General features: G+C 43.5%; 19 protein-coding genes. 8 read left to right on the top strand and 11 right to left on the bottom strand.

The annotated features are described in order from the left end of the window. A partial coding sequence (locus tag DEH07_09870) for an IS91 family transposase (GenBank protein HBY04806.1) occupies nt 1-214 on the top strand: 214 nt, incomplete at its 5' end. Between the two features lie 247 nt (nt 215-461). Here the strand turns inward: DEH07_09870 and DEH07_09865 are convergent. Further along, entirely contained in the window at nt 462-647 is a 186-nt protein-coding gene (locus DEH07_09865) for a hypothetical protein (GenBank protein ID HBY04805.1), read from the bottom strand. Nucleotides 648-718: 71 nt separating this feature from the next. Between DEH07_09865 and DEH07_09860 the strand changes: the two genes are divergently transcribed. Together DEH07_09860 and DEH07_09855 are read left to right on the top strand one after the other, a co-directional pair. After that, complete coding sequence (locus DEH07_09860) at nt 719-1,966, top strand: glycosyl transferase family 1 (protein HBY04804.1); 1,248 nt, start codon at nt 719-721, stop codon at nt 1,964-1,966. Nucleotides 1,967-1,988: 22 nt separating this feature from the next. Continuing rightward, a complete protein-coding gene (locus tag DEH07_09855) occupies nt 1,989-4,463 on the top strand; it encodes a nucleotidyltransferase (GenBank protein HBY04803.1) in 2,475 nt (824 codons plus the stop codon). Between the two features lie 62 nt (nt 4,464-4,525). On the opposite strand, the gene DEH07_09850 is transcribed toward DEH07_09855, so the two are convergent. Beyond that, nucleotides 4,526-6,112, bottom strand: coding sequence for a DUF1957 domain-containing protein (locus DEH07_09850; protein HBY04802.1), 1,587 nt, complete (start codon nt 6,110-6,112; stop codon nt 4,526-4,528). 31 nt (nt 6,113-6,143) lie between these two features. Next, complete coding sequence (locus DEH07_09845; GenBank protein HBY04801.1) at nt 6,144-6,752, bottom strand: DUF4912 domain-containing protein; 609 nt, start codon at nt 6,750-6,752, stop codon at nt 6,144-6,146. 862 nt (nt 6,753-7,614) lie between these two features. Between DEH07_09845 and DEH07_09840 the strand changes: the two genes are divergently transcribed. Further along, complete coding sequence (locus DEH07_09840) at nt 7,615-7,848, top strand: hypothetical protein (protein ID HBY04800.1); 234 nt, start codon at nt 7,615-7,617, stop codon at nt 7,846-7,848. 49 nt (nt 7,849-7,897) lie between these two features. Here DEH07_09840 and DEH07_09835 read toward each other — a convergent pair whose 3' ends face one another. Next, the gene (locus DEH07_09835) at nt 7,898-8,977 is read right to left on the bottom strand and encodes a hypothetical protein (protein HBY04799.1); all 1,080 of its coding nucleotides are present in this window, start codon (nt 8,975-8,977) and stop codon (nt 7,898-7,900) included. A gap of 224 nt (nt 8,978-9,201) precedes the next feature. On the opposite strand from DEH07_09835, the gene DEH07_09830 reads away from it, so the two are divergent. Continuing rightward, the gene (locus tag DEH07_09830; GenBank protein HBY04798.1) at nt 9,202-9,876 is read left to right on the top strand and encodes a cell wall hydrolase; all 675 of its coding nucleotides are present in this window, start codon (nt 9,202-9,204) and stop codon (nt 9,874-9,876) included. A 10-nt stretch (nt 9,877-9,886) separates the two neighbouring features. Here the strand turns inward: DEH07_09830 and DEH07_09825 are convergent, their stop codons facing one another. The 7 genes from DEH07_09825 to DEH07_09795 all read right to left on the bottom strand — a co-directional run bounded on the left by DEH07_09825 (nt 9,887) and on the right by DEH07_09795 (nt 14,406). After that, the gene (locus DEH07_09825) at nt 9,887-10,108 is read right to left on the bottom strand and encodes a DUF2905 domain-containing protein (GenBank protein ID HBY04797.1); all 222 of its coding nucleotides are present in this window, start codon (nt 10,106-10,108) and stop codon (nt 9,887-9,889) included. Nucleotides 10,109-10,116: 8 nt separating this feature from the next. Continuing rightward, nucleotides 10,117-10,677, bottom strand: coding sequence for a hypothetical protein (locus DEH07_09820; protein ID HBY04796.1), 561 nt, complete (start codon nt 10,675-10,677; stop codon nt 10,117-10,119). A 13-nt stretch (nt 10,678-10,690) separates the two neighbouring features. Next, the gene (locus DEH07_09815; GenBank protein ID HBY04795.1) at nt 10,691-11,713 is read right to left on the bottom strand and encodes a Holliday junction branch migration DNA helicase RuvB; all 1,023 of its coding nucleotides are present in this window, start codon (nt 11,711-11,713) and stop codon (nt 10,691-10,693) included. A 31-nt stretch (nt 11,714-11,744) separates the two neighbouring features. Then, the gene (locus tag DEH07_09810) at nt 11,745-12,332 is read right to left on the bottom strand and encodes a Holliday junction branch migration protein RuvA (GenBank protein ID HBY04794.1); all 588 of its coding nucleotides are present in this window, start codon (nt 12,330-12,332) and stop codon (nt 11,745-11,747) included. A 19-nt stretch (nt 12,333-12,351) separates the two neighbouring features. After that, nucleotides 12,352-12,843, bottom strand: a complete 492-nt coding sequence (locus DEH07_09805; protein HBY04793.1) for a crossover junction endodeoxyribonuclease RuvC — start codon at nt 12,841-12,843, stop codon at nt 12,352-12,354. A gap of 90 nt (nt 12,844-12,933) precedes the next feature. After that, nucleotides 12,934-13,641: a hypothetical protein gene (locus DEH07_09800; protein HBY04792.1), complete on the bottom strand. Its 708-nt coding sequence runs from the start codon at nt 13,639-13,641 to the stop codon at nt 12,934-12,936. 39 nt (nt 13,642-13,680) lie between these two features. Next, nucleotides 13,681-14,406 carry a YebC/PmpR family DNA-binding transcriptional regulator gene (locus DEH07_09795; protein HBY04791.1) on the bottom strand — a complete coding sequence of 242 codons (726 nt, stop codon included), beginning with the start codon at nt 14,404-14,406 and terminating at the stop codon, nt 13,681-13,683. 286 nt (nt 14,407-14,692) lie between these two features. Here DEH07_09795 and DEH07_09790 point away from each other — a divergent pair, with 286 nt between their 5' ends. The 3 genes from DEH07_09790 to DEH07_09780 form a co-directional block, all read left to right on the top strand. Further along, nucleotides 14,693-15,472: a hypothetical protein gene (locus tag DEH07_09790; protein ID HBY04790.1), complete on the top strand. Its 780-nt coding sequence runs from the start codon at nt 14,693-14,695 to the stop codon at nt 15,470-15,472. An 85-nt stretch (nt 15,473-15,557) separates the two neighbouring features. Beyond that, entirely contained in the window at nt 15,558-16,316 is a 759-nt protein-coding gene (locus tag DEH07_09785; GenBank protein HBY04789.1) for a short chain dehydrogenase, read from the top strand. A gap of 35 nt (nt 16,317-16,351) precedes the next feature. After that, a partial coding sequence (locus tag DEH07_09780; protein HBY04788.1) for a hypothetical protein occupies nt 16,352-16,858 on the top strand: 507 nt, incomplete at its 3' end.

Below are 16,858 nucleotides of genomic sequence, written 5' to 3'. Positions count from 1 at the left end.
ACATTATGGCCTACTTGCTAACCGCAATAAAAAAACAAAGCTTAAGCTGTGCAGAAAACTAACTTCCAGCCCTGTTTACAAACCTAAATTCGAAGGACTTACAACTATTGAGATCCTCAATATCCTTTTAGGCAAGGATGTAACGGTTTGCCCGGTATGCAAGAAAGGAAAAATGAAGGCTATGCGTTCGGTATATCCAGGGCCTTCTCCATAATAGCCGGTCATTTGAATAAACTTTTTGGAGAAAACCCATTTATGGGGAGGGGGTAGGTGTGTTTAATTTTAGCCGGTTTTGTCTTAAAGATACCGGACATTTAATGAAGATCGGGTACAAATTCAAAAGAATCACCGATTAAAAAGCCAGGATAAAAAATTGAATCCCCATAGCCGGGAACAAAGCGACTTCATTCTTCTGGGGCAATTGAAAATTTTGCGATACAGCTATAGCGCGTTATTGATGATTAAGGCTCAAAACCAGGAGTTGCCTGATATTTGAGCCCTTTTTCTTCGCAAAACTTCCAATTGAACCCTTTAAGAACCGTCCCCTTGTATTGGCTGATTAATAAAAGACAGTCAGTAGCCAGTTTAGGGAACTGTCCAAAAAGTTTTGGGCAGTTCTTTTTTTGTATAAAAAATCCAGAAATCAAAAATAATAACTACCAAAACTTAAATACTTAAAAAGTAAATTAAAGATAAAGTTACCGGAGGATTTTATACTATGAAAATTATTATGCTTTCCTGGGAATTCCCTCCAAAAGTAGTAGGAGGAATAGCGCCTCATGTTTATGATTTAACCGCCTCTTTAGTTTCCCTTGGAGAGGAAGTTCATTTGGTTACCTGCGGGGACCAGGGGATGAAGGAATTTGAAAATGTAAACGGTGTCAATGTGCATCGCATATTTCCTTATCATCTGCCTTCAAATGATTTTGTTACCTGGGTTATGCAGTTAAATATGGCTATGTTGGAGGAAGCTGTTCCTTTGTTGAATGAACTGGAATGGGTAAATATAATTCACGCTCACGACTGGCTGGTTGCATATGCAGCAAGAGTGTTAAAACACGCTTATCATCTGCCTCTGGTAACAACAATCCACGCAACCGAATACGGGCGTAACCATGGTCTGCACAATAATATCCAGCGATATATCAGCAGTGTCGAATGGTGGCAGGCCTACGAAGCCTGGCGTGTGATTTGCTGCAGCAGATTTATGAAGAATGAAGTCCGCTTTGTCTTCCAGGCACCGGAAGACAAGTTAAGAGTAATTGTAAACGGTGTTGTGCCGGAGAGATTTAATGTGAAGAAAACAAGGGCGGAACGTAATATGTACGCGGCTCCAGATGAACAGATAGTTTTTTATGTTGGACGTCTGGTGCGCGAAAAAGGAGTGCAGGTATTACTGGACGCGATACCGCGAATTATTGAGCAATGTCCAAAAACAAAATTTGTTATTGCCGGCAAGGGTCCTTATGAAGTGGAACTGCGCAGTCAAGCTAACTTTTTGGGGATTTCCCACAGGATCTATTTTACCGGCTATGTTAATGATGAAGTGCGCAATTGCCTTTATAACTGGGCAGACGTGGCGGTATTTCCGAGTTTGTATGAACCGTTCGGTATAGTCGCCCTGGAAGGAATGGCTGCAAAAACGCCGGTGGTTGTTTCAAATACTGGCGGTTTGTCAGAAATTATTGAAGATGGTTTTGATGGTCTTCTGGCCAACCCGGGTGATAAGGGTTCTCTGGCTGAAGCAGTTGTGCGTCTGTTGCAGGATACCCGGTTAAGGGACGAACTGCGATTTAACGCCTTCAGAAAGGTACAAAAAGAGTTCAACTGGCAGCAGATAGCTTTACAAACACGTCAGGTATATCGGGAGGTCTTTAACGAGTACAGAAATACAACCTGGCATGAAGCAACAGGACAGCCAAGACATTTTCTTGGCCGTGTGAGCAGGCTCTTGGTACGGGCATGATTTTCAGGAGAGAGGTGCTTAAATGAAGACTATTATAATGGCGGGTGGCGAAGGTTCACGTCTGCGTCCCATAACCTGTGGACGGCCAAAGCCGATGGCGCCTGTAGTCAACAGGCCGGTAATGTTTCATATAGTGGAACTTCTTAAGAAACACGGGTTTTACAATATCGGTGTTACACTCCAGTATAAGCCTGAATTTATCCGCAGTTTTTTTGGAAACGGTTCAGAACAGGGTGTTTCTATGCAGTATTTTATAGAAGAGGTTCCGCTGGGTACGGCGGGAAGTGTGAAAAACGCCCAGACCTTCCTTGACGAGACTTTTCTTGTCATCAGCGGCGATGCGCTTACCGACCTGGATTTATCAGCGGCTGTGGACTTTCACCGCAAGCGTGGAGCAATTGCAACGCTGGTCCTCACACGTGTGGGATGTCCTTTGGAGTACGGGGTTGTAATCACAAAACAGGATGGGACGATAACCCGTTTTTTAGAAAAGCCTGCCTGGGGAGAAGTGTTCAGTGATACGGTAAATACCGGGATTTATATATTGGAGCCGGAAGTACTGGACTACATACCGGATAATCGATCGTTTGACTTTAGCCAGGATCTCTTCCCCGCTCTTCTTCGGGACAAAAAACCCCTTTTTGGAGTTGTGTCGCCTGGATACTGGTGTGATATAGGTAATATTCAGCAATATATACAAGCGCATTATGATGTTTTAGCCGGAAAAGTGAATACAGGCATTTCAGCCAGACAGGTTAAACCTGGAATCTGGATAGGGGAGGGTGTCGACCTTCATGCGGAATGCCATCTTGAAGGTCCGATTCTGATAGGAAATGGCTGCTGTATCGGAGCCGGAGTTAAGATTTCACCTTACACGACAATTGGTGACGGGTGTCTTATTCAGGAAAATGCTTCACTTAAACAAAGTGTTCTGTGGAATAATGTATACCTGGGCCCGGGAACAGCTTTAAGGGGCGCAGTTTTATGCAGCAGGGTGCAAGTGAGATCAAACTCGGAAGTGTATGAAGGGGCTGTCGTAGGCAGCGATTCGGTTCTTCAGGAACGCAGTATAGTAAGACCCGAAGTAAAAATCTGGCCTAATAAACAGACAGAAGCTGGCAGTATTGTAAATAACAGCCTTATTTGGGGCGCCTGTTGGTCAAGAAAGCTATTTGGCTTAGAGGGAGTCACAGGGATGTTCAACATTGAAGTTACCGCAGAACTGGCCTGCCGTCTGGGCGCGGCATTTTGTACAGTACTTGGGGCGGAATCACGGGTTGCAGTAAGCGCTGACAATTATCCTCCGGCACAGATGTTAAAAGAAGCTCTGGCCAGCGGAATGCAATCAACAGGCGCGGTAGTTTACGATCTGGGGACTGTAATTACTCCTTTACACCGGTTTGCAGTTTCAAATCTCGGTCTTGCCGGGGGTGTTCATATCAAGATATCCCAGAGAAATCCAGAACATGTATCAATTCTCTTTTTTAACGCAAAAGGCGGAAATATTTCACGGGGCATAGAAAGAAAAATAGAAAATATACTTTTCCGTGATGACTTTCCCAGAGTGGATATGGCTCACGTCCGGTTAAGAAGATATGTTCGGAAAATAACAGATCTATATCTGCAGGAATTACTCAAAGGAGTGGACGTTGAGTTAATCCGGAAGTCAGGTCTAACTTTAATTTTGGCCTGTGATCAGAACAATCTGCAAAAATATATTACTGCACTGGGTAAATCCTTAAATCTAACCTTTAAAAATTTAAACCTTTCCGGTACTGACGGCGCAATGTTGAGTTGGGAAAAATGTATTGAAAAGCTGCCCGCTGTTTCAAGCATGGTTTGTAATGAAAGGGCATGGGCGGGTGTATTGATTGATCCGGACGCCGATCATCTTGTCCTGGTTGATGAACGCGGTAGGTTAATTCAGGATAATATGCTTGTTGTACTGACGGCATTGATCATTCTAAAATCGCAAAGAGGGCCTGTATTCGTACCTGTTACTGCGCCGCAGGTTGTTGAAAACCTGGCCATGCAGTATAACGGCAGGGTTATCAGAACCAAGACTGCCGTTCAGGATTTGATCGAGAAAGTCCTCGGCCAGGATCAGGGCTGTATTGAATACAGCGGTTTATCACAGTTCTTATTAAATTTTGATGCTTTAGGCGCTCTTCTTGGAATCCTTGGTTTTGCTGTTCAGCAAGGTTTTTCCCTTGGTGAACTTATTGATGAAATACCCTCATTTTTTGTGAGTAAGAAGGAAATATCTGTGCCCTGGGAAGCAAAAGGGCGTGTAATACGGGTTCTGACTGAAACAGAACAAGAGATGCAGCTTTTGGACGGTGTAAAAGTATTTCACAATGACGGATGGGCTTTAGTGCTTCCTGATCCGGAAGAGCCGGTTTGCAGAGTTTTCAGCGAAGGAGCATCTATGGAAATTGCAGAGTCTTTAGCAGACCTGTATATTAAAAAGATTAGTGAAATAATAGATAAAAGCTAGAAAAACTAAAAAGACCCAGTTTCTAGAAAAGAGCTGGGTCTTACTTATCTGTTACAGCAAAGCTAGGCATTCCGTTGGTATAAGCTGTAATCAATATCTGAAAAGAGATTATTTTTGTCTTCCAATGTTTTTAACCAATCTTCACTTATATGATTATTCTTAATTTCATCATAAAGCCTTAAAAAATTTATAAGATGTGTTTTGGTACGTTTAACAGCGTAATCCACCATCGTTCCCGTGGACATAATGAAAGCCCAATCGCTGCTTTGAGCCAGCATCAATTCCCTTGCAGACTGATTTAGTGCCCGGTGGCGCAGCCCGCTTGCTTCAGGATAAGATTTGGCTAAATCAACCATCCTTGCCGCGGCGAGATGAAGGTGCCGGTAAATCCAATCATTTGCCCTGCAGAGCCAGACTTCATAATATCCTTTGTTGCCCCAGCTTGACGCGCACGGAATGACAACCTGATTGCAGGGATATTGATCAAGATATTTGCTGGGTGTGGTTAACTCAATGGTATCCTGATCATAACAAATCTTGCGAATCAAGTATTCAAGCCACTGGGGACCTTCAAACCACCAATGCCCGAACAATTCAGCGTCGTAAGGCGTGACAATAATAGGCAGCCTGTCCATGAGGGAATTCAGGTGGTTGATCTGGAGTTCCCTGTTAAACATAAAGTTTCCTGCGTGTAAAGATGCTTTTTCCCGGGCTTGTCCCGGATTGTAGGGTTCTTTGTGATGAGAATTTCCTGTAATCCGGTAATATTTAAATCCTGTATTGATTCTGATTCCGTCAGGATGTATATATGGTTTTATATAATCATAATCGAGATCAAAACCGATATCGCGGTAAAATTCACGGTAGTCATAATCTCCCGGATAGCCTTCTTTTGCGCTCCAAACCTGTTTTGACGATTCGGGATCTCGCCCAAATGCCGCCACTCCCGATGGGCAGTAAACTGGCGCAAAAACACCATAACGGGGGCGGTGGGAAGCAAACATTACTCCATGTGTGTCAAGAAAAAAGAAACGAAGGTTAAATTCCTTCAATATATCATCAAGACCTGCCGCATATGCGCATTCAGGCAGCCAAATGCCCGCAGGGTCCCTTCCAAAATATTTTTTGTGCAGATTGACAGCCATGGCAACCTGCGCACGTACTGCTTCAGGCTCAGTCATTAATAACGGCAGATAACCATGGGTTGCCGCACAGGTAATAATCTCGATTTTTCCGGAATCCTGGTATTTCTTGAAAGCATTAACCAAGTTGCAGTTGTATTCCAAGAATATACGGCGCGATTGATTAAGTCTTTTTTGGTAGACCAGTGCTGTTTCATAAAAAGGAGTATATGAGGTGCGCTGCACTTCCTTATCCGCCAGTTCGATTTGTTTTTTTAGATGATTTAGATAGCGCTGCTGCAGCAGTGAATCAGCAAACATAGAAACCAGCGGAGGAGAAAGAGAAATTGTTAAAGCGAAATCGACACCTTCTCTATCGAGGCGATCGAAAATATCGATCAGGGGTATATAAGTTTCGGTAATCGCTTCGTAAAGCCATCTTTCCTCAAGAAAAAATTCATTTTCCGGATGACGGATATAAGGCAGATGAGCATGTAAAACCATTGCTAGGTAACCTTTTTTCCCCATTTATAATTTTTCTCCCCAAAATCATTTTTTATTAATATTCTGGCCAATGTCCGGGTGAGCTAACCCCAAGCGGTATTATTCTGGCTCTCTCGGCTATTTCTTCAGCAAAAAGCGGCGAACTTATACCGTATTGATGACGGATTGAACGGTAAATTCCCTCTATCCACATCCATTCCTCGTCTTCACGGTCGGAAAGGGATGCCCGGGGAGTTGTTACCATATTTGAACGAAGAAGTGTTATAAAACGGCCGTCAGGAAACTGCCTTCCCAGATCTACGCAGAATGTGCGATCAGGTTCTCCTGTATTGATATGCCAATTATTTGCCTGATCATTTATCCCTATATCAATATACTGATTTGCATTTTGTCCGTTAAATGTAATACCTGTTACATCGTATACCCTGAGAACCGGCCAGGAAGCTTCCCAGGCGCCATGTATTGAAGAAAACTCTGCCATTTTTGTTGCCGTTACTTCCCAGTATGCATAAAGCCAGTATGGATCCCTGGCTAAAAGAACCAGCCGGTCGATTCCGTAAGAATGCGGCAGTTCCTCTTTTGGAAACTGATAATCCGGAAGAGGACCCGATGGTGTTAGTTCAGAAGAGAATTCTTCCTTTAAATCAGCTAGAAACCGGTTCATTTCTTCTACCTGTGATTGTCCCGCTGCCTTGAGACGATTTTTTCTGACCCAAAAAAAGACAATGGAAAAAACTGCTATAATCACGATAGCCCAGGACAAAAAAAGCGTTGTCACCTAATAACCTCCCTTTATTTATAAATAATCCCTGCTTTAAGAGCATAATGGAATAAAATGCGAAGAATTCTTTTTTATTATTGCCACTGTACTACAAGTTTATGAACATAAAAAATTAGCTTTTTTAGAAGCTGAATGGAGTTTTGATAATTCAACAGCAATCAGATGTTTATAAATGTTTTTACCACATGCATCACTTTATTTTGGCGAAAAATTTTTATTAAGTTTTGTAATATGCGCATGGGTCATTTCGTTGTTTTTTAAGAACCGCCAACAGTCTTTCTGCCAGCAGCAACCTTTTCAACAGCAAGGCTGTCAGCCACAATGTGGAGGACAGATATCTGAACAAATTGGTGGCAACCTTATTGAACAAATAGCGGAAATTTAAACGTAGACGAGGAAACTATCATCGACGCTTTAAAAGATGGCCAAACACTGGTCGAAATTGCTGAGGACTATGATGTGGATGAGGATGAGCTTCTTGATCAACTGGAGGAACTGCAAACCACAGCTATTGAGAATGCGGTAGATGCCGGCACGATTGGTTACGGAGGAGCAGGCTGATGCCTTTCTGGAGCGATTAGATGAACATTTGAAGAAGGTTGTGGAAGATACTCAGCCCGGTTCGTACAACTAGGTTCACAATACCGACAACAGTGATATCAGCAGTGTCAGCGATATCGAAGACGAGCTTGACGATTATTTTGCAGACGCGGGTGATTATTATTTCGGTGATGATAATATAGATGTGGACATCAGACTCAGCGGTGACGAGGACGAACTGGTTTATGAAGCCACCTTGGACTTTAGTAACGCTGATGATTATGACAACCTGGAGGATGTCAGTAAAACAAAAGTAAAGAGTTTCTTAAATGCCTTAAAATCAGAAATCAACAGCATAATTGAGGATACCGATTTTGATGGTGCTGATATAACCGGTAAAGCGATAGACAATGATAATTTGAATTACACTTGGTTTTAATGAATACGGACCTTTTCATCTTTTAGCTGGCGCTGGATCAACATGGGATTTAACCGGATGTTAGGCTTACATGTGCCCATGGTTTTTCAAAAGCAAGCTTGAGGTAAGCATGCTGGGATATAGCTTGAATATTATTTTGTTTTAAATCAGACAGTGTTGCCTGTGCAGCGGCTACATCCGCGCTGGTAACCATGCCCAGGTCAAATTTTAGTTTGCTGACACGGAGGTTTTCCTCGGCTGCCTTGATACTTTCCTGTAATGCCGTTTGCGTTTCTTCAAGTGTTTTCACATTGTAGTACAAAGAGTACGTAATCTCTTTCATTATCTTCTTTGCGCTTGAGGCATCTAGTTCCGCCTGCTCCACCTCAATTTTTCTAACCTTATAAGGCCTGTATTCACCTGTGTACATAATCATATCCTTATAATAACTCTGAAGGTTGACCGATTCCTGGGCGAGCCAGACGCTGGGGCTCTTACTGACTATCCTGCCTACCTCATTATCCAGATTGTCCACGGAAAGGGGAACATAGTTCAGGGTATCGGATAAAACCGGCCGTTCCGTTGTGGATGCGCCGATAAGTTGGTCAAAAGACATATATGCGTTGTCAAGTTCATTTTTAGCCGCCGTCAGGGAAGCATCAGCTTGTGAAGCCTGTGCCTGAATAGCTAAAAGGGCAGGCTGTGAAATTATTCCCACAACAAAAGTAGCCCTTCCTATGCGTAGATCCCACTGTGCTTTTGTAACCGCATCCTGAGCGGCGTTTACTTTATCCAGGCCGGAAATAATTGCCCAGTATTTTTGGCAGGTTCCTAAAGCTACTTTGTCCTGTTCAACAGTTAATTCCCTGGATGACATGCGCCAGATAAGATCATCAGCGAGAAGCTGGCTCCAGGTGATTTCGAGCTCAGGATTTCCTGCTGTCTGCGCAGGTACATAATCAATTTTTTTATTGCTTTCCTCGCGCAAATCCCATGTGCGATCGATTTCTTTCTCGGCTTTCTGAACAGATTCACTATGGATCAGGGCCAGATCTACAGCCTGTTTTAAGGTAAGGCCAGCCGCTTCAGGCTGCGCTGTTCCGGTTGCGGCAGGTTCTTGCTGGGCGAAGGCGGATAAGGTTCCGGGCATAGTTAATAGCAAGCTTAATATTACAAGTAAGATAAGGTATTTGCGCAAATGCGACACCCCTTTTGTAAAATATTCAAGATTATTGTAAAAACCTTTTTATCATTTTATTTTAATCAATTTATTAAATATATGCAATGAGGTATATTATGTAATATAAGGAATATAATACATGATTGTAAGAGTATTTTTCGGATAAAAATAACTATTTTAGAAAGGAGAAAAAGGTGACTAAAATAAGACTGTTAAAACCGGTCGTGATAATATCCTTCGTGGTTTTTATCGCTATCTGCGCCTGTTACCAGTGCTGGGCTGAGGAAAAAGATTTTACAGACTGCAGGTACCTAATCAGCTATAAGATAAAAACCGGAGACACTTTATCAGGCATTGCCGGGGACTTCAACGTTTCTCTTGCCGATTTAATAAAAATTAATAAACTGCACAGTGCTTTAATCAGACCAGGTGAAATTGTTATTATACCTGGCAGGGAAAATGGTTTTTCACCAACGTTTCTTTCCCGTGGAAGCGTTTTTAGAGATGATCTGATGCTTCTTGCCAAAGCGATTTACGCAGAGGCACGCGGCGAGAGTTTTACGGGGCAGGTGGCTGTTGGCGCTGTTATCCTGAACCGGGTCGATAACCCTGCTTTTCCTAAAAGCATCAAAGACGTAATTATGCAGAGCGCTGATTGTGTTTATCAATTCACTCCCGTAGCCGACGGCTCAATAAACCTGACCCCTGACGAAACAGCCGTTAATGCAGCGATTCAGGCTGTGTTGGGCGAAGATCCTACCGGTGGGGCCCTGTTTTTCTATAATCCTGAGATAGCCTCGGATCAGTGGATACGAAATCTTCCGGTAATTGGCTGCATCGGCAACCATGTTTTTGCTGACAAAACATAGGAGGTCTTTTTTATTTCCTAAAAAAATAGTTTGCTAAAATAGTCAAGAGAATGCTCAGCAACAGGCATGTTATAATGGGGAAATAAAACGAATAATTTCCTTTCTGAATAAAAATATCCCCTGGAAGCCGGCCGAGGTTAATTTCTATTTTGCTTAGCCCGGTTAGCAGCCCACCGAGCAGGATCAACAGGAATCCGGCCGCCAGAAATAACCTTCCGATTTGTTCTCCCATGCCCTGCATCAGGATTTTTCACCGCCGTCTCTGTTAGTCTTTCGGGGATAAAATCTTTCTTTTTCACTGTATATGCAGCCGCAATATTGCTGGCGGTACATCTTCAATTGTTTAGATATTAAAGTGGCCTCTTTATAACCGGGCCGGAAATCAAAGTAGTAGAATGGACAGTTTAATTCACGGCTTATAATTTCCCCTGTTTCCCTGATTAAGTCGTGTTTCTGAAAAGGGCTTACCAAAAGGGTGGTAGTAAAACCGTCAAAGCCTTCCTTGACCGCTGCTTGAGCGCTCTGTTTTAAACGAAGGTAATAGCAAAAGCGGCAGCGGTTATTTTCTCTGTATACTGTTTCTCTTAGGAAATTTTCCATTTGATATTCTTCATCAAAAATTATTTCAGTCCCGGTTGTTCTTGAATAGCTTTCCAAAGTCTCTTTCCGTCTGAGCCATTCCTGATAAGGGTGAATGTTCGGGTTGTAAAAAAAACCTTGTACGCTAAAACCGTTTTCAGCAAGGTATTTTAGCGGAAATATAGAACAGGGAGCGCAGCATATATGAAGCAGCAACCGCACGGTTGAAAACCTCCTACCAGATGTTTAACTGACGTTGATTTTTATCTTCCGGAACTGCGCCCAGATGAATGTATGTTTTCGAAGTGACAACTCTCCCGCGGGGTGTCCGGTTAAGCAATCCTGCCTGCATCAGGTAGGGCTCATATACTTCCTCCAGGGTTGCCGGTTCTTCGCCCAATGCCGCTGCAATAGTATCTAAACCTACCGGACCTCCGCCGAATTTTTCAACGATTATTTGCAGCAGTTTTCTGTCTATGGGATCAAGACCCAGTGGATCCACACCGAGGAAATCAAGGGCTTTAACAGCCGTTTCTTGATCAATTACTCCTTTTGCTTTGACCTGAGCATAATCACGGACCCGCTTTAACAAACGGTTCGCTACCCGGGGTGTCCCTCTTGATCTCAAGGCGATTTGGGCTGCTCCGTCATCCTCTATATGTATTTTTAGTATGCCCGCTGATCGCAGGACAATCTTTTTTATATCTGTTAATTCATAAAAATCCAGGCGGCTGATTACACCAAAACGGTCGCGCAATGGGGAAGTCAGAAGGCTTGTCCTGGTTGTTGCCCCAACAAGCGTGAAACGCGGCAAATCAAGGCGGAGGGAGCGGGCGCCCGGTCCTTTACCGATAATTATATCCAGGGCGAAATCTTCCATTGCCGGGTATAATACTTCTTCTACAGCCCTGCTCAGCCTGTGAATTTCGTCGATAAAGAGTACGTCACCGGGTGAAAGGTTGGTTAGAATTGCAGCCAGATCTCCGGGTCTTTCGATTGCCGGGCCTGATGTAATCTTTAAATTTACACCCAGTTCACTACTGATAATCCAGGCCAGGGTGGTTTTACCAAGTCCCGGGGGACCAAGAAGCAAAACGTGATCGAGAGCTTCACGGCGATTCCTGGCTGCCTGGATAAAGACACCTATGCTTTCTCTTAGACTGTCCTGTCCGATAAAATCTTTTAAACTGCGCGGCCGGAGGCTTACTTCTTCCTGATCCTCTGTGGAAAATGCCGCTGAGATAATCCTGTCCGACATTTTATGTCTCCCTGCTCTAGAAATATCTATCCTATTTTTTTAAAGCAGTCCGCACCAGTTCGGTTGCTGTAAGATTATTTGCCGTGTCTTTTTCAAGTACCTGACGGATCGCCTTCTGTGCTTCAGCCTCACCATATCCCAGGGCTACCAGGGCGGCCAAGGCATCATCCTCTTCGGTGCTAAAACTAGATATGGCAGTATTTTCTGCAGGCGTAATTTTTAAAATTTTATCCTTCAATTCGAGTATAATTCTTTCAGCTGTCTTTTTGCCTATACCGGGCGCTTGTTTCAATGTCCCGGCATCGCTTCGGGCTATAGCTGTTTTTAGCTTCTCAGGATCCAGTGATGAAAGCAAAATGGTAGCTGCTTTTGGTCCTACTCCGGAAACTCCAATAAGCAGGCGGAATAATTCAAGTTCGTTTTGTTCGTAAAACCCATACAACGACAGACCTTCCTCCCTGGAATGAAGATAGGTGTATAATTTCACCTTGTCTCCGTTGGGGGGCATGCGCTTGATTGTGGAGGCTCCAGCCTGTACTGAAAAGCCAATTCCATTAACATCTATGATAATTGTTTCATCCTGTACAGAGTCCAGTATACCTTTAAGAAAGGAAATCATTTTCAGCCTCGTTTTATGATTAAATACCGGTAAGTTTTTTGCTTATTGTGTTCTGGGCATGACATATTGCGACTGCCAGAGCGTCGGTTGTATCGTCGAGGTTTGGAGAGGTGTTGAGCTGCAAAATCGCTTTAACCATGTAGCAGACCTGCTTTTTGGTTGCTTTTCCATATCCCGCTACGCTCATCTTAACCTGCAGCGGTGTATATTCAAAGACACAAAGACCGGCAACAGACGCCGCCAAGAGAGCGACACCGCGTGCCTCTCCTACGGATAAAGCAGTTCTTGTATTCTTATTAAAAAATAACTTTTCAATTGCAAAATGGGAGGGCTGATGAATCTCTAATATCTCCTGCAGATTCTCATAAACCCGTTTTAGACGCGAAGACACAGACAGGTTTAGGTCTGTCTGTATGCATCCATATTTAATCGGTACAAGCTGTTTGGGCGTCATCTGGACTACTCCAAAACCCATCCGCGCCAGACCCGGGTCAATACCGATAATACGCAATCATCCAGGCCTCTTTTTTCTAAAATACATTAACTAATGTTCCACAGCCTGGGCTATTTTTCCTTCTTGGGAAGATAAATATCCGGTCATCTAACCGGATAAGCTCTGTTCACTGAAGTTTGAAAGACTTTCATCAAGGTTTTCTAATCCTGCTTGGAGGGAAGATTCACTTGTGAATTCAAGTTCTTTTCTTAATTGGTCCTGTACGGCAGTCTCCTGTTTTTCAAAATCCATCGCTTGTTCCAATTCTTTCTGAAATTTTGCGGGTAAGTTTTCAACCGTAACATTCTCAGTTTTTAAAAGTTCCTTGTTGCATCCTAAAGGACCCTGATAAACAGCAAGTCGCCCTTCAGCAATTCCTAAATGCCGGTAAGCTTTATGTTCCGGGCAGAGCTCATTGCATTTTTTTCTCAGGACTACTGTTTTTTCAACTTTTTCTATTGACCATCCGCTTTCAGCCGGGTATTTATCTCTTAATCTGTTAGAAGTAATGCCTGCCAGATCATCGGAAGGCCTTCCAAAGTATACTATATAAACATCTCCGCAGAGATATTCATATTCTTCACGGATAAAATCATCGTCTTGAATTGCCGTTTGATTTGACACCCCTTCGGAAGCTAACAAAGAAAGAAGGGGTTTAGCGGCAGGTTCGCGGAAAATAATCATACTATAGTAGACAACAACTGCTATGAAAAGGGTTCCCGCTATACTAAGAACCAGGAAAAACAGTTTTCTAAACATATAAACACTCCACTTAAACACTTTACTTAAAAAGAATTGTTTATATATTATTGCCATTATCTGGCTGTTGGATACTATTGTAGGAGCCCTTATTTATTAATCCTGATCAAAATTTGTAAAAATCTCCTGAACGTCGTCATGCTCCTCAAGTGCGTTGATTAAGACTGACATTTGTTCGGCTTCAGCTTCCCCGAGTTTGACGGTATTTAAGGGTATCATAGTAATTTCAGCTATAACCAGTGGAATTCCCTGCCGGGTGAGGGTGTCTTTTACCTCTTCAAAATTACCGGGTGAAGCTGTTATTATAAAGCTGTCTTTTTCTTCTTTCATATCCTCGGCGTCTGTATCAAGGATAATTGTCATCAAGGCTTCTTCGTCGTTAAAATCTTCTTTTTCAATTACAATTAAACCCTTTCTTTCAAACATCCAGGAGACACAGCCCGTCTCACCAAGGTTTCCGCTGCTTCTGGAGAAAAGGTGTCTGATTTCACCAGCTGTACGGTTCCGGTTGGACGTTGCAATATTAAGCATGATTGCTGCTCCGCCGGGTCCGTATCCCTCATACACAATTTCTTCATAGTCTCCTTCACCGGAGGTGCCGGAGCCCCGCATGATTGCCCTTTCAATGTTTTCATTGGGTATGTTGGCTTCCTTTGCTTTTAGAATAGCAGCCTTTAAACGTGTATTGTGATTTGGATCGGCGCCGCCCTGACGTACAGCCATAATTATTTCACGGGCAACTGTGGTAAATAGCTTGCCCCGCTGGGAGTCTGTTTTAGCTTTTTTCCGCTTTATAGTCGACCATTTGGAATGACCGGACATAATTATAACCTCCTTTAGAAAGGCAGCAGAACCGGAAGAGATTTTTATATATTTTATCATAATTAATTCCCAGGACGGGAAAAATCAAACTAAAATAATTGTCGCTCTTTATAAAAAAAATTATTATTAAGAGGAGATCGAAAAGCAAACGGAGAAAACCATGTATTAAGGGTTGGTTTGGAAGGGGTGAGGCGCTCCAGGAGCTTTTAATAGTTTTTCCATTTTAATAAATATAAATATATGAGAGGGGGAAAACCCGGTTTGTAATTATACGGCCGGGTGAGAGATGGCAGAATACAAATATCTTCTGGCTGAGAACACGGAAGGAATTTTAACAATTACCATAAACCGTCCAAAAAGCATGAACGCCCTGAACTTTGATGTTATTTCCGAACTTTATGACGCGATAGCGGCGGCCGGTAAAGACGATGCTGTAAAAGTAATCATTTTAACGGGCGCGGGTGAGAAATCTTTTGTTGCCGGAGCGGACGTCAGTGAGTTTTTAAATGTTGAACCAACTGTAAGTTATGACTTTTCGCAGCGCGGGCAAGGTATCATGGATGAAATCGAAAGCCTGGAAAAACCCGTTATTGCCGCTGTCAACGGTTTTGCCCTTGGCGGTGGATTGGAACTGGCCATGGCATGCACGATTAGAATAGCTTCTGAAAATGCTAAGGTAGGTCTGCCCGAGGTGACACTAGGCGTTATGCCCGGTTACGGCGGCACGCAGCGTTTAGCTCGCCTTGTCGGCAAGGGCAGGGCGATGGAACTGATCCTTACCGGTGAAATGATCGACGCTAATGAAGCTTACCGTATTGGTTTGGTAAACAAGGTTGTTCCCCTGGATCAATTAAAGGATGCCGCTGTTACGATGGCCAAGAAAATAATGAAAAACGGTCCTTATGGTGTCAAGTTAGCCATGCGTTCCGTCAACTACGATCCGGTTTTAAAATCCGGCTTGCAGTTTGAAGCGGCAAATTTCGCAATGATCCTGAACAGTGAAGATATGCGTGAAGGCGTTAACGCCTTTCTTGAAAAAAGAAAACCTGCTTATAAAGGAAAATAGAATAAATAGAATATAAGTCACGGGAACCATCGGCTAAGCCGATGGTTCATACGTTTTAACATAAGAAACGAGGGCTGAGAAATAAATGGGTGAGTTTTCAGGAAAAGTAGCCATTGTTACAGCTGCGGCAGGAGTAGGAATAGGGCAGGCTACAGCCAGGAGTCTGGCCAAAGAAGGAGCTAATGTGGTTGTCAGCGACGTTCATGCTAAAAGGACGGCGCAAGTGGCCAATGAGATAATGGATGAGTATGGAGTAAAAACATTGGGAATCCAATGCGATGTCCGTGAACCTGGACAGATTGGCGGCATGGTTGACCAAACCTTAAAGGAGTGGGGCAGGATAGATATTTTAGTCAACAATGCCGGGATTGATAAACCTTCGCCTATATGGGAGATGGATGATGAGAGCTGGAATTTAATAATCGACACTAATTTAAAGGGAGTATTTAATTGCTGCCGGGCAGTCATTCCAACTATGATAAAACAGAAATCCGGAAAAATAGTCAACATGTCATCTGTTCTCGCCTGGTTGGGTGGCAAGGAAGAAGGAGTGGCCTACGTTACGGCCAAGGCTGGCATCCAGGGCTTGACCAGGGCTATTGCCCGTCAGGTCGGTGAATTCAATATAAATGTTAATTCCGTGGCGCCTGGCCTCGCTTATAATCCCTTTATGGATAAACTACAGCCGCCCGAATACTTCCAAAAGATTAGAAGTCAGGAAATTTTGGGCCGGGACGGCACTCCTCAGGACATGGCTAACGCCATCTTATTCTTATGTTCTGAAAAAGCAGGGTTCATTACCGGTTCATGCCTTTGTATCAGCGGAGGCTGGTTCATGTATTAAAGGGGAAAGGGTGAAAAACACAGGTGGATTTAGGCTTGAAAAACAGAGTTGCTATTGTGACAGGCGGGGGCTCAAATATCGGATGGGGTGTGATTAACTGTTCCAGAGCTGTTCTTAACGTGATGATTGAGCAAAAATCCGGAAAGATAGTTAACCTTGCTTCAGACGTCGGCAGGGTGGGGGAATATAAAGAAGCTGTATACGGCGCCTGCAAAGCCGGTGTCATAGCTTTAGGCAAAGCTCTGGCCAGGGAGGTTGGGCGTTATCAAATTAATATCAATTCGGTTTGCCCCGCCTCTACGCCTCCGGTTGAAGAGGGAAGTTACGGGGAATTAAGCTTATGGAAAGAAATGGCTGGTCTTTTTACTCCTGAAATCAGAGAGAAAGCCAAAAAAGCATATTCCCTGCGGAGGCTCGGTACTGCGCAGGATATTGCTAATATGGTTGTTTTCCTTTGTTCCGATCGGGCTGGTTTTATAACGGGGCAGGCGATTAGCGTCAGCGGCGGGTATACAATGGTTTGTTACTATTCACAGCCCAAA

It is taken from the genome of Desulfotomaculum sp. (assembly GCA_003513005.1).
In the GTDB taxonomy this organism is placed as follows: Bacteria; Bacillota; Desulfotomaculia; order Desulfotomaculales; family Nap2-2B; genus 46-80.
The sequence above is the reverse complement of the archived record's forward strand: the minus strand, read 5'-3'. Positions and strand labels throughout refer to the sequence as shown.

Bases quoted from the DNA above. Each gene is read 5' to 3' on its own strand.
- DEH07_09860 (HBY04804.1), top strand. From the start codon at position 719: ATGAAAATTATTATGCTTTCCTGGGAATTCCCTCCAAAAGTAGTAGGA.
- DEH07_09855 (HBY04803.1), top strand. From the start codon at position 1,989: ATGAAGACTATTATAATGGCGGGTGGCGAAGGTTCACGTCTGCGTCCC.
- DEH07_09850 (HBY04802.1), bottom strand. From the start codon at position 6,112: ATGGGGAAAAAAGGTTACCTAGCAATGGTTTTACATGCTCATCTGCCT.
- DEH07_09845 (HBY04801.1), bottom strand. From the start codon at position 6,752: ATGAACCGGTTTCTAGCTGATTTAAAGGAAGAATTCTCTTCTGAACTA.
- DEH07_09835 (HBY04799.1), bottom strand. From the start codon at position 8,977: ATGCCCGGAACCTTATCCGCCTTCGCCCAGCAAGAACCTGCCGCAACC.
- DEH07_09825 (HBY04797.1), bottom strand. From the start codon at position 10,108: ATGGGAGAACAAATCGGAAGGTTATTTCTGGCGGCCGGATTCCTGTTG.
- DEH07_09815 (HBY04795.1), bottom strand. From the start codon at position 11,713: ATGTCGGACAGGATTATCTCAGCGGCATTTTCCACAGAGGATCAGGAA.
- DEH07_09810 (HBY04794.1), bottom strand. From the start codon at position 12,332: ATGATTTCCTTTCTTAAAGGTATACTGGACTCTGTACAGGATGAAACA.
- DEH07_09800 (HBY04792.1), bottom strand. From the start codon at position 13,641: ATGGCAATAATATATAAACAATTCTTTTTAAGTAAAGTGTTTAAGTGG.
- DEH07_09795 (HBY04791.1), bottom strand. From the start codon at position 14,406: ATGTCCGGTCATTCCAAATGGTCGACTATAAAGCGGAAAAAAGCTAAA.
- DEH07_09790 (HBY04790.1), top strand. From the start codon at position 14,693: ATGGCAGAATACAAATATCTTCTGGCTGAGAACACGGAAGGAATTTTA.
- DEH07_09785 (HBY04789.1), top strand. From the start codon at position 15,558: ATGGGTGAGTTTTCAGGAAAAGTAGCCATTGTTACAGCTGCGGCAGGA.